We start from the raw sequence: 10,606 nt of genomic DNA, 5'->3' as shown, positions 1-10,606 counted from the left end.
GACCCCATTATCCTGCCTGCTTCCCTGCCCTGCCCTGAACCGCTACTCCCCTCATCCGCCTGACACGTGTCAGATCAATTTCAAAACAGCCTCCATAGCTGAATAGATAAAGTACATCATCGGCAGATGCACCAACACAATCAATCACTTTAATAGATCGAAATATTAAAATTGATCGGTAAAATAGATCAATAATATTACTATAATCGTTAAAGAGAGAATGCTCTGCTTGCCATTTGACATTAAAAAAGTACAATTATTCAAGGAGATATATGAAAGGCATTGTATTGATTTGCGGTATGTTATTAACTTTTAATGCTACAGCAGGGAAAATCACCATGAGCAACCCAGACGAACAGGAGTTACAAGGTGGGAAACGACTTTGCACCTACGAAAACAGGTAAATGCTGTTTACGCTGGTGACGCGCTCTCAACACTGCCCCTATTCCAAGACGTTCTCAACCTCAGACAACGAAAAGTAACCAAAGGGAATCTATTAGAACTACCGTCATCCATTGATAATTCGTTCTTTGCACTTACCCGTCGCCTCTGTAAAATGTTACTTTTATTAACATTCCTAGGTCTATCATGAAAAAAACTCTCATCATCGTGCTTTCGCTATTCTCCTTACCTGTACTCGCAGAAGAAGATCAGGGACCAGGGAAATACATTTGTGACATTCGTATTTCCAGCTTGGACACCGCCACCAAAATTCTGTCAAAAGCCTCAACCGTTCTCGATAATGGAAACAACTTCATCGTTCAAATGCCCAATGGTGATCAGATGTATTCCCCCGACTTGGAAAGCATTGATGACGGATTGAAACAAAAAGCCGAAAAAGGCGGGGTAACGTTCATTCGCCGTCCAACTTTCGGCGATAGGTTCATTGTGGAAGATGGGAATACAGGGTTCTTCTACAAAATGCGAAACTGTGAGAAGAAATGAAGTGATCCAGACAATGAAAAAAATAGTGTTGGCTGTACTTTGCCTTCTCCCCGGTCTCGCTTTTGCTGACGGCTAGAAAGTTGTGACAAAAGATGGGGCAAGGTCTTTGACATACTATGCGGGTCAAGCGACTTACTCCCGGCTCGACAAGCAAATGAAATGCACCTTCGAGAGCAATGGTAAAGGCATTGATAATCAAGGGAATGCTTACAATTCAGACGGATTTAGTTGCACGAAGGATTTGTATGTTGTGATTAAGATTTGGATTGATACAGGTATGAGGGCAATCATTGAGGTTGATCCGAAGACTGAAAAAAGAGATGTCTTTCAAGTTGACAGCTATAAGTCCTATTAATGTATAGACATCGATTTCAAGCAATAGCAGCCATAAAGCCCGTTGGTGGTAAGACAACGTGCGGAGCGTAGCGACTTCATCAGGGTTATGTCAGACCGTGAAGTTTATCAGGATCGCCGTGTACCCTTTCGGGAGCGTGGCTGAGACGCTGGCAGAGCTTGCATGTGGTGTGCAAGTACCATGACCACCATAGACCTGTTTATTCCCTGCAACGTCATCACGACGTATGGCATGTGGGAGCATCGGCAAAAAATGCGCTTCACTGAAAGTGTTTGGGAGGTTTTAGAGACGCTGGCAGCGTCATTGGCTTCAAGTTTTTAGCCGAACGGTGCAACTGTTCACGCTTTGTACGTGTTTGAACCAGGAAACTACACGCCACTGTGAGATAATATCCCCTCGCCACTACTAACCACAGCGGCATTTTCTTGTGAAGGGGTTTTATAAAGTTTTTGGTGACAGAAGGTAGAGAACCTTCTCTTAACTTACTGTTTTTATTGAAAAAGCTGTAATGGTGCGAAGGCCGGACTCGAATTTTAGACCCAACACACTGATATCAATGCATTTTATAAATGGGAATAAATAGTCATACCCGCACTTGTACCCACAAGTAAAAATCCGTACAAAAAACAGACATTATTAGTGGGTATAAAGCCATACCAGTAGAACGCCGATATGGCTATCAAAGCAAGATTCAGGCAGGAAGGAAAGTTTTCTTCAGAGGCACCAAAAGCTTGGTCTCGATATCGACTTGCTCGTAGTTCTCAATAAGCGCACGGACGAGATCATCAAGTGTCCAGAGCGTCAGAGGTATCGTCGAACGGTCGGCTTCATAGCGAGCATCTTTCGTAAAGCCCCCCGTACTGACATAAAGCCCGCGATCGTCTTTATGGCGACCGCCGATAAAGCTGCGAATCTGCTGACTCCCCATTTGCTCCCTACGATGTTTTACCTCAACGATAATTCGTGGATTTTCAAAACCGAATCCATCAGGTGAAGCAATGATGTCTTTACCCCGATCGGCACCCGCAGGTGAAACCTGCGTTTTATAGCCCATACTGCGTAAAACTCCGGCAACCAGATTTTGCATCTCATCCCAATCAAGAGAGTTGATGCGATCTTTGATACCCTCAAATGCCAGCATTTCCATATCGCGAAGCGGATCAGAAACGACCTCATCTTCATCTATCACAATTGGATTCTGAGTAATAACATCTGCAGTGGGTTTCTTATCCTGCAAAAGCTCCTCTAACGCATATTCTGGAAGCTGGAAAACCGTCAACGTGGAACCCAATGTGTTTTTGGTAGCAACAGACAATCGATCGCGATCGATTTCTTGAGTATTCCATTTAACCTGCCGAGCGATCCCCATCCCCTCTTCCACCCATTCAGGATGATATTGGAAGTCTGATGTAACTTTGCCTAGCAGATAAGTACGGTTGGCTGGAGAATAGGTAATAACCCAATCACTCTTTTGGATTTCGTTCACAAAACGCCAGACCTGCGATGCTCCAGAACGGGCTGTTCCTAGCTTCGTTAAGGGGTCTGCTTCCCGGTATAAGGCGAGCAACTGGGATCGGGACAGGCCGGGTTTGACCAAAGGAGCCAACTGAGGCCAACCGATTCCCACAATTTGTTTATCGCGGAAATCGTCATAGAGTTTGCCGCCGTCACCGCGAATCATCCACATTCTGTTGCCCATACCCGTCCCTTCATGAGGAAAAGAAATTAAGCTGGATCATAAGCTTGTTCGCCGTATGCGTCAAAACCATCAACAACGACGGACCAGCATTCCCGGATTGTGTTTGCGGTGATGTGCCCAGTTAAAATTACAGCTTCAATTTGCATGATATTTCGTCCATATAAGCAAAAGCACCTGCCCGCATCAGCTGGTGCTTTTGTAATAAGTAAATAAATATGTCTGGAATATGAATCAGGGAGGCTATTCCCAATATTCAAAGTGTTGCGTTAATACGATTTCTTTCAATAAACCAGTTGCCTGTCGCGCCCGCAGAATATCGACAGCCCGCAGGTATGGGGACTGTTCTTGCCAGTTGAATCCCCTGCGATCAATACGAACCAGTTCGTACTTATCCACCAGAAAGTTAACGGCATCAGCCAGTGTAATACCAGCAGTGATATGTTCCTGAATAACAGTCTCATCACTGAATGGTGTGTCGTTCAGTGTCAGGCCATAGTGCTGTTCCAGCAGGCGTGTCAGTAACATTTGCCAGACAGGCACGGGCGACAGACATAGCTTCGCCGCCTGCGGAGTCGTTGCAGGTAGAGTTTTCATGTTTGCTCTCGTGAAATTAGTTAGCGTTGAGTGGGATAAACGGCGATGTATATGTAGCCGCAACTGCCAAGGGTATCGGCTTCACAGGTAAAACCGTTGTGGTACAGGGTGACGCAGTGGGCGTGGCGAGGATTCATTTCACCAGTGGTCAACATCGATTCCATCTGGCTGATAAAATGCGGAAATGCCTCATCCAGCTTCAAGCATTCAGCGTCACTGAACTTACCGGTGATACTGGCCCGGTCAGCCAGATAGTGCAGCCGGTTACCCTCCTGTACCAGACGGGCTCCCAGGTGCGGTGTGATATCCCGCTGCAGGCCCCATGTGATATTGCTCATTTCTAACCTCCTTTATTGTCAGTTCAAGGTAATACTCATCAGACATGTATACGGCCCGTTGCGATCCTGGCGGCGTTCGGCGTATACCGCCAGCACGCCGGGAATATCCGGGAGGTCCTTACCGAGGTAATAACGGATGCTGCCATGCCACTGGTATTTGCCGGTGCAGTAACGAAATACGCGGGACTGTGGATGCTGGTGGTGAAGTCGCATGGCATCAGATTTACTGATTATTTTCATGAGACCTCCTCACAGCAGACCGTGTTCAGCGAACGAATAGATTTGCCTGCCACCGACAATCAGATGGTCATGGACACGGATATCCACCAGTTGAAGTACCTGTACCAGCCGCTGCGTGAGGGCTTTATCGGCCTGGCTGGGGGTCGTCTCACCGGAAGGATGGTTATGCGCCAGTATCACCGCCGCCGCGTTGAAGTACAGAGCGCGTTTAACCACCTCCCGGGGATGGACCTCGGTACGATTAATCGTGCCGCTAAAGAGCGTCTCATGGGCAATCAACTGATTCTGATTGTTCAGATACAGCACCCGGAACTCTTCCCGTTCAAGTACAGCCATATGCAGTTGCAGCCATTCACGTACGGCGTGGGTGGAGGTGAAGGCTACCCCAGGCTCATGCAGATGCCGGTCCAGAACCCTGAGTGCCCGCTGAATAAGATGCCGGTCCTGTGGCGTTATCTCGCCGGGTAAAAAGGAAAGCTGTTTCATCGGTTCCTCCGTTCAGTCGATGATGCGCAGAATGGAGCTGGATTCAGGGTGCTGCAGAGCGTAATCCCGCAGACGGTAATAGTGCTCAGTCATGGCATCGCATTCGGTGCGACAGGCGTGATGGCTGTATTCAATCAGGCAGACAGCGACACCTGCGGCTTCCGAGCTCATTTCCGCACCATTGCCGTTCATGCCGTTGAACAGATGCCATTTATCGTCACTGTCAGCATCAGGGGCCATAAACGCACCACCATTGCTGAGCGTGTAAAAGGACCAGATACCACCGCTGTACTCATCACAGAGGCGGTCCATCCAAGCGAAAATACGCGGTTCCAGCGTTATCCACTGTGGAATGGAGCTGAAGTGCTGTGGCCAGAAGTTGATACGCTGTTCGTCGGGTACCAGCGTGGCACTGAGGGTGAACTGCGGTTCGTTAGCGGGAACAAGCTCGTACTGTGTCTGTGTTGTCATAGGGTTTCTCCGTCAATAAAAAACGCCAGCGGCGATGGCTGGCGTATGGGATGGGATAATCAGGATCTGAAATGTATGCTGATAAATGACTGCAGTCAGTCGGTGGATAATGCTCTGCAAATGCCATCCTGCCCGATATACCGGTTGAGGACCGTACCGGCATCCGGTTCAAAGTTCCATGCACGCCAGACCATCCGACCTTCGGGGTCGCGAACCACCAGACGGAAATGACTGCCCTGGTCGTCTTCAATGGCGATGTTGTGATACCGGCGGGTAATCGCTTCGGCCTGCTGGCAAGTGAATGAACCCGGCGGTAGTAATTGAGATTCCGGCATTTAAAAGCAAAAGCCCCTGACGCAGACGCGTCAGGGGCTATGGGAGTATGCGGATGTGAGGTGATTGTCAGTAACCGGTTTGTACCTTATACAGCCTCAGGGTTTTGCTGCCCCGGACAATCTTCACATACAGAGCATTATCTTTCGAGCCACGCACAAACCCGGCCTGCACATCGCCCTTACAGTCACCACCATCGTAAGGAACATTGATGCCGGTCTGGCGCACCAGGTCGATAACCCCGAAGCTTAAATCTTCACAGGCAGGGCCCGGCAGGTCCTGAATCAGGGCAAACTTACGGTCATGACTGACGCCGGTCAGTGAGCACATGGAGGTGTTGATGTCGTTTCCCTGGCACCAGTACTCCTGGCCTGGATTGTCTTTATCCATCAGGCTTGCCGGAAGCTGTGCGGCACCGGTACTGAAGGTGGTGAGTGACAGAATGAGAGCGGGTATGGCTGAGGTTATAATTCTTAACATGGCATTCTTCCTGAATTAATGGGTGTCCTATACACCCGATAGATTGCCAGGCATCTGATGTAATTTAAAACGCCTGTAACCAGATTCTCAGCAGTTACCAGTACGGCGGCACAGTTCAGCCATGCTTTGCTTTGCCACCCACTGCTGCAGTTCGCGGTCTTTTTGAGAACGCTTAGCCGCCAGCGCGGCCTGTTGTTTTGGATTGACGCAATTATCCGGCACGACCAGCAGGGCTTTCGGAACGTAGGTAGACCGGGCATGATTCAACGCTTCTGTCGGATTATCTGTACCACCTGATCTCTGTTGCGCCTCGTCCAGCAGCGAGGCCTGGGTATCAATCAGAGTGAACCCACACGCCTTACCTTCCCCCTGGTACACGGATGTCAAATCGGCGGGGGAACCACTGGCCGCTTTGAGTGCAAGTTTGCGTACCGTTTTGGTGTTTTTGTCAGCGAGAAAATAGCCTCCGTTGTATCCCATCCGCAGCAGAAACTGCCGGGTCCAGGGGTAATTATCAATGACTCTGGCACCGTAGAGCGCATTGCTGAGGGTGTGATTGTCCAGACCATCGGCTGATTTCCAGCCGTCAGCTTGCATGTATTGCCAGGCCTTAACAGTCCCTACGACATTTTCAGCGGCTACTGGCAAAACGGCACTCGCACACAGGCTGAGCACCAGTGCCGTGGTAGTAAGTAATTTCATATTTGTTCCTTTTGAGGTGAAAACCCGTCGTCACTGACAACGAGCAGTGAGTGGAAAGTCTGAAAGTGAGGTAATACCCGAAGAAAATCGGGATGTGACAGCAGGTTACGCACCCGAACATCCGGCACGAACAGTGCCGGGTGGAAGGTTACCGTGTGAATATCGCCCAGCGGGAAAACCGTTATATGCCCCCCGAGCTCACCGGTCAGATACCAGCAGCCGTCGCTGCACACCAGGCGGTAAGGAGCCAGGCCGGAGTAACGACCGCCCTCTGCCAGCAGCGTCACCCGACGGTGTTCAGTGATAGCGCGAACCAGTCGCGTAAACACTTCAGGCCGTGCCAGTGCCCGGGAGGTAGCGCTGTGCCAGATAAGGCAGGGAGATTCGCTGGCACTCAACAGAGAGGTAACCAGCTGATTGTCGATATCTGGAAAGAGCGCCTCCACGCCGGAGTGGCGGACGAAGGTCTGCACCGCCAGTTCCCGCTGGCGACTACCAGACAGTAGGCTGCACTGCCCGTCACGGAACTCCAGGTCGAGATAGGTCAGCCGCTCGCGAAAATCCCGACGCAGCGTGCGAACTGACACGCCAAATTCGACAGCCAGCTTCTGCATAATCAGCGTTTCTCCCGCCACAAGACGGCTGATAATCAGCGACAAGCGGACCGCAAGGCGCTCATGGCGGCGCTCAGTCTGAGGCATGAGAGGCGTTCTCCATCCTGTTAATGGACTGAAAATTAAGTGATTAGTGTAACGAGAGGGCCGGACAGGATATGGACAGCAGAAGCAGTATTTTTTCAGCAGGCTGAATGCAATCAGAATGCGGCTTCGTGTCCAGTCAGAGGAAAAGCTGCCTGAAAATTGAGCAATGAACGGACAGGTGATGTCCGCATTAACCCGGAGCTAGTATTTGTTTGTCTGAAACCCGCTGAGCATCGTTTCTGCCATCACCCAGAGAGCGCGATTAAGCTTTACGTCGCCGTCGATACCACGCACGGCACGGGTATGCGTTCGCCCGCCTTTGACACTACGTCCGCTAAGCCCGCCTTTTATCAGGTTCTCCTGAATACGCTGGTAGGTGGTCCACAGGTCATTACACTCATCCTGCCAGCGGCGTGGGGAAAGTATCTGTGACGGGGCAACCGGCTGGTGGTCCTCACCGAAACGGTACGTCAGTGCAGCCTGTGCCAGAGCCTGTTGTGCAGGTGGCGGCAGCATCAGCGACTGCATGGCATCCCGTTTGTCTTCCACACGGTCAAATATTCCCAGCACCTCATACGCCCCTTCAATCACCTGACTCACTACATCCCCTTTGTGCGGCACCCGCACCTCTCCAAACGACTCACCGCAGACGAGCCCGTTCTGGCACACTGCACGAAATAGTCCCGGCAGCATCTGATACGAGCTGGTTCCGTCATGCGAGTTGAGCAGGATGATTTCCGGAACCTGTTTACCGGTAATTTGCCCCTCACGGCGCAGGCGTAACATGTGCTTTGTATGCTCGCGACGCCCTGGGTCACGCACTCGGGTCTGACAGGCGAAGAACGGCTGAAAGCCTTCCCGCTGCAGGCTGTCGAGCAGGGAAATTGTGGGAATGTAGGTATACCGTTCACTGCGGGATGCGTGTTTGTCCTCACTGAACACACTGGGTACCACGCGATACAGCTCTTCACGGGTTAGCGGACGATCACGACGAATAAGGTTTGCTGCGCCAAAGCGCGAAGCTAGACGGGTCATAAGCAGAATCCTCATGATGGATAAAAAAAGCAAAAAAGCCTTGTCGCTCAAATGGCGACAGGGCTCAGGAAACGACGGATTAAGTGGCAATATTCAGAAGAAGAAATTCCAGACGGCACGGGCGACTGACACCACGGTATCGCGTACAGCCTGAATGATTGCCCGAACCGGGGCTGGTATCAGGGGCATGGAACTTATTGTGTCCACTACCGAGCCTACCGTTTCCCCAAAATCGTCACAGGCTTTTTTATTAACGGCATCGGTACGAAGCGGCGCACTGAGCTGTACCGCTACCGGACTGCTGGCCTCGCGTGGCAGGCAACGGATCATCCTTTCAGCCATTACCCGAAGCCCCCATTGCAGACGTACTGAAACCGCACAAACCGGGTTTACCGGCTGGAACAGTTCATGTAACAGGCAGATTTTGCGGCTGATATTGCGTTTCTGCTCCGTAGACAATATCTCGCTGCCACTGGCTGGCTCAATCTTGTCGGCCTGACTGATGACAAACAGCACCTTATGCCGGTACTGCTCGCCAATCACCTGACGGTAAAAATGCTCATCCACCGCCAGCGCCCGGTCATCGGCCTTAATCAACCACAACACCAAGTCAAGCCGGGGAAGCTGTCGCCAGTACAATGCGGCATACTCTGAATCACGGGTCTGACTTTCCCCGACACCAGGCAGATCCACGATGCTCATCACGCGTTCCCCCACCTGCAGTCGAAAGCGCAGTGGTTCGCGAGTACAGGCAGCCACATCGCTGACAGGTGAAACCTCACTGGCAAACAGGGCATTGCACAACGAAGACTTTCCCGCTCCTGTTTTGCCCATAATGCCTATTACCGGCTCATAGTGAATAAGCTGGTTTATCTGCTGCAGAATATGCTCTGATGCCCATTGCGGCAGGCCGGAAAGCGATTGCTGCAGTGACTGTGAACCGTCAAATTGATTCATTACCGCTCCTCTGAAATGAAAACAAAAAAGGCAGAACCTCATGGATCTGCCTTTAATGGGGGATGTTCAGGGAGATGATATATATATGAAATTATTTTAAATAAACGCGGAAGTTATATTTTTTATAGATTGTTTCTTACATACTCACTTTCAATAAGCGAGGCCATCATATCTGACTCAGACATGTTGTAATGAACGGAGAGCTTCCTGAGTTTCTTTTTTATTTTGGCCGGAAGTATGAGTTCTGCATTATGATTTTTTATCGTCTTGCGACCCAGTTTCATCTTCCAGGCTTTTTCAAGTTCATCCATCAAAACTGCTTTGTGTTTCTGAGGAGTACAAGGTGAATCCCTTAATTCAAGGCGCTGTTGGCTTATTTTTTTATGATCTTTCGTTAATTCCTTAACTTGTTCATCCGTCCACCCGTTCCATAAGTCGAATGTTGCACAGATAAAATACCAGCGCTGAAAATTATTAAGTGGATTTAGCGGAGGGGAAACACCTTTATTTTTCATGGTATTCCATACCCAAATACATTGTTCTTCATTTTTAATATCCATCCACGAGAAAGCTTGCTGAAAATCCTCCTGAGCCCTTGTCCACACCTTGCTGGCTTCTCGTAAGAAATTAATAATATTCTTTGTGTCGAAATCAGATAATGTATTTATGATACATCCGGTAATATCTTGCACCCCGGTGATTTTATTAGCAAAAACTGGAAAAGAAACGCCATTGGCTGGTTGGTTTTTTAACGTGGAAACATTAAATGTCCCGAGAAAATTTTCTAAGTCTATTGCGATGTTTTCTTGCTTATCAGAATGCGACAAAAGCAAGCTGTTCTCTTCTGATTTTACGGAACTCTTTGGCGACTCCGGGGCATCTGACTCAGATTTGTTCTGGTTAGAACTAAAATCAAATGTTGATGCGATTACACCAAGCGTAGCCATTTTTTCAGGTTGCTGACCTGGAGTTTGAACAATCGCCAGATTAAGCGGTGGACCTCCGAGAGCACTTTGTAATAATGGGTTTACATGGTTTTCAACCTCTGGGAAAGCCCCTGCCCCTCTGAATTTTTCGAAATATAAAGCAAGGTAAAAAAAATGGAAAAAAGCTGCCCGGGGCTCTTTATTCAACCACTTTAGCTTGTTTTTTATCCAGGTGCGATTTTCTGCCTGTTCCTTTCTGAGTCTGATTTTTTCTTTTTCGATACGTTCCTTTTCCCATGCCCTACTTTCCTCAATAACCGTTTTTTCGTTCATTTTGCCACCAA

Annotated in this window: 15 protein-coding genes; 2 read left to right on the top strand and 13 right to left on the bottom strand. The window is 49.4% G+C overall.

The annotated features are described in order from the left end of the window. Positions 1–272: 272 nt before the first annotated feature. Together AAE045_RS19530 and AAE045_RS19525 are read left to right on the top strand one after the other, a co-directional pair. Positions 273–404, top strand: a complete 132-nt coding sequence (locus AAE045_RS19530; RefSeq protein ID WP_455549128.1) for a hypothetical protein — start codon at positions 273–275, stop codon at positions 402–404. A gap of 184 nt (positions 405–588) precedes the next feature. Further along, complete coding sequence (locus tag AAE045_RS19525; protein WP_455549127.1) at positions 589–945, top strand: hypothetical protein; 357 nt, start codon at positions 589–591, stop codon at positions 943–945. Between the two features lie 1,046 nt (positions 946–1,991). Here AAE045_RS19525 and AAE045_RS19520 read toward each other — a convergent pair. The 13 genes from AAE045_RS19520 to AAE045_RS19460 form a co-directional block, all read right to left on the bottom strand. Next, positions 1,992–2,999 (bottom strand): restriction endonuclease, encoded by a 1,008-nt coding sequence (locus AAE045_RS19520; protein ID WP_455549126.1) that lies wholly within the window; start codon positions 2,997–2,999, stop codon positions 1,992–1,994. 240 nt (positions 3,000–3,239) lie between these two features. Beyond that, positions 3,240–3,593, bottom strand: a complete 354-nt coding sequence (locus AAE045_RS19515) for a TA system toxin CbtA family protein (protein ID WP_455549125.1) — start codon at positions 3,591–3,593, stop codon at positions 3,240–3,242. Between the two features lie 20 nt (positions 3,594–3,613). After that, the gene (locus tag AAE045_RS19510) at positions 3,614–3,931 is read right to left on the bottom strand and encodes a type IV toxin-antitoxin system YeeU family antitoxin (RefSeq protein WP_096758457.1); all 318 of its coding nucleotides are present in this window, start codon (positions 3,929–3,931) and stop codon (positions 3,614–3,616) included. Between the two features lie 18 nt (positions 3,932–3,949). Next, complete coding sequence (locus AAE045_RS19505) at positions 3,950–4,171, bottom strand: DUF987 domain-containing protein (protein ID WP_270562067.1); 222 nt, start codon at positions 4,169–4,171, stop codon at positions 3,950–3,952. Between the two features lie 9 nt (positions 4,172–4,180). Continuing rightward, on the bottom strand, positions 4,181–4,657 hold the full coding sequence (locus AAE045_RS19500) for a JAB domain-containing protein (protein ID WP_455549124.1): 477 nt from the start codon (positions 4,655–4,657) through the stop codon (positions 4,181–4,183). Between the two features lie 12 nt (positions 4,658–4,669). Next, complete coding sequence (locus tag AAE045_RS19495) at positions 4,670–5,128, bottom strand: antirestriction protein (RefSeq protein WP_130994053.1); 459 nt, start codon at positions 5,126–5,128, stop codon at positions 4,670–4,672. Between the two features lie 95 nt (positions 5,129–5,223). Next, positions 5,224–5,463 (bottom strand): DUF905 domain-containing protein, encoded by a 240-nt coding sequence (locus AAE045_RS19490; RefSeq protein WP_455549123.1) that lies wholly within the window; start codon positions 5,461–5,463, stop codon positions 5,224–5,226. Positions 5,464–5,530: 67 nt separating this feature from the next. Further along, positions 5,531–5,941 carry a hypothetical protein gene (locus AAE045_RS19485; protein WP_455549122.1) on the bottom strand — a complete coding sequence of 137 codons (411 nt, stop codon included), beginning with the start codon at positions 5,939–5,941 and terminating at the stop codon, positions 5,531–5,533. 87 nt (positions 5,942–6,028) lie between these two features. Beyond that, complete coding sequence (locus AAE045_RS19480) at positions 6,029–6,643, bottom strand: hypothetical protein (RefSeq protein ID WP_269934887.1); 615 nt, start codon at positions 6,641–6,643, stop codon at positions 6,029–6,031. Continuing rightward, on the bottom strand, positions 6,640–7,344 hold the full coding sequence (locus tag AAE045_RS19475) for a WYL domain-containing protein (RefSeq protein ID WP_455549121.1): 705 nt from the start codon (positions 7,342–7,344) through the stop codon (positions 6,640–6,642). The genes AAE045_RS19480 and AAE045_RS19475 overlap by 4 nt, the downstream gene beginning before the upstream one ends. Before the next feature lie 201 nt (positions 7,345–7,545). Further along, a complete protein-coding gene (locus tag AAE045_RS19470) occupies positions 7,546–8,379 on the bottom strand; it encodes a DUF932 domain-containing protein (RefSeq protein WP_455549120.1) in 834 nt (277 codons plus the stop codon). Between the two features lie 93 nt (positions 8,380–8,472). After that, positions 8,473–9,336: a GTPase family protein gene (locus tag AAE045_RS19465; protein WP_455549119.1), complete on the bottom strand. Its 864-nt coding sequence runs from the start codon at positions 9,334–9,336 to the stop codon at positions 8,473–8,475. A gap of 122 nt (positions 9,337–9,458) precedes the next feature. Further along, positions 9,459–10,595, bottom strand: a complete 1,137-nt coding sequence (locus AAE045_RS19460) for a hypothetical protein (RefSeq protein WP_455549118.1) — start codon at positions 10,593–10,595, stop codon at positions 9,459–9,461. Positions 10,596–10,606: the final 11 nt, after the last annotated feature.

Origin of the sequence: Dryocola clanedunensis, from assembly GCF_038405435.1 — a bacterium.
In the GTDB taxonomy this organism is placed as follows: Bacteria; Pseudomonadota; Gammaproteobacteria; order Enterobacterales; family Enterobacteriaceae; genus Dryocola; species Dryocola clanedunensis_A.
The sequence above is the reverse complement of the archived record's forward strand: the minus strand, read 5'-3'. Positions and strand labels throughout refer to the sequence as shown.

Bases quoted from the DNA above. Each gene is read 5' to 3' on its own strand.
- AAE045_RS19490 (WP_455549123.1), bottom strand. From the start codon at position 5,463: ATGCCGGAATCTCAATTACTACCGCCGGGTTCATTCACTTGCCAGCAG.
- AAE045_RS19525 (WP_455549127.1), top strand. From the start codon at position 589: ATGAAAAAAACTCTCATCATCGTGCTTTCGCTATTCTCCTTACCTGTA.
- AAE045_RS19505 (WP_270562067.1), bottom strand. From the start codon at position 4,171: ATGAAAATAATCAGTAAATCTGATGCCATGCGACTTCACCACCAGCAT.
- AAE045_RS19520 (WP_455549126.1), bottom strand. From the start codon at position 2,999: ATGGGCAACAGAATGTGGATGATTCGCGGTGACGGCGGCAAACTCTAT.
- AAE045_RS19480 (WP_269934887.1), bottom strand. From the start codon at position 6,643: ATGAAATTACTTACTACCACGGCACTGGTGCTCAGCCTGTGTGCGAGT.
- AAE045_RS19500 (WP_455549124.1), bottom strand. From the start codon at position 4,657: ATGAAACAGCTTTCCTTTTTACCCGGCGAGATAACGCCACAGGACCGG.
- AAE045_RS19510 (WP_096758457.1), bottom strand. From the start codon at position 3,931: ATGAGCAATATCACATGGGGCCTGCAGCGGGATATCACACCGCACCTG.
- AAE045_RS19515 (WP_455549125.1), bottom strand. From the start codon at position 3,593: ATGAAAACTCTACCTGCAACGACTCCGCAGGCGGCGAAGCTATGTCTG.
- AAE045_RS19495 (WP_130994053.1), bottom strand. From the start codon at position 5,128: ATGACAACACAGACACAGTACGAGCTTGTTCCCGCTAACGAACCGCAG.
- AAE045_RS19530 (WP_455549128.1), top strand. From the start codon at position 273: ATGAAAGGCATTGTATTGATTTGCGGTATGTTATTAACTTTTAATGCT.
- AAE045_RS19485 (WP_455549122.1), bottom strand. From the start codon at position 5,941: ATGTTAAGAATTATAACCTCAGCCATACCCGCTCTCATTCTGTCACTC.
- AAE045_RS19465 (WP_455549119.1), bottom strand. From the start codon at position 9,336: ATGAATCAATTTGACGGTTCACAGTCACTGCAGCAATCGCTTTCCGGC.
- AAE045_RS19475 (WP_455549121.1), bottom strand. From the start codon at position 7,344: ATGCCTCAGACTGAGCGCCGCCATGAGCGCCTTGCGGTCCGCTTGTCG.
- AAE045_RS19460 (WP_455549118.1), bottom strand. From the start codon at position 10,595: ATGAACGAAAAAACGGTTATTGAGGAAAGTAGGGCATGGGAAAAGGAA.
- AAE045_RS19470 (WP_455549120.1), bottom strand. From the start codon at position 8,379: ATGACCCGTCTAGCTTCGCGCTTTGGCGCAGCAAACCTTATTCGTCGT.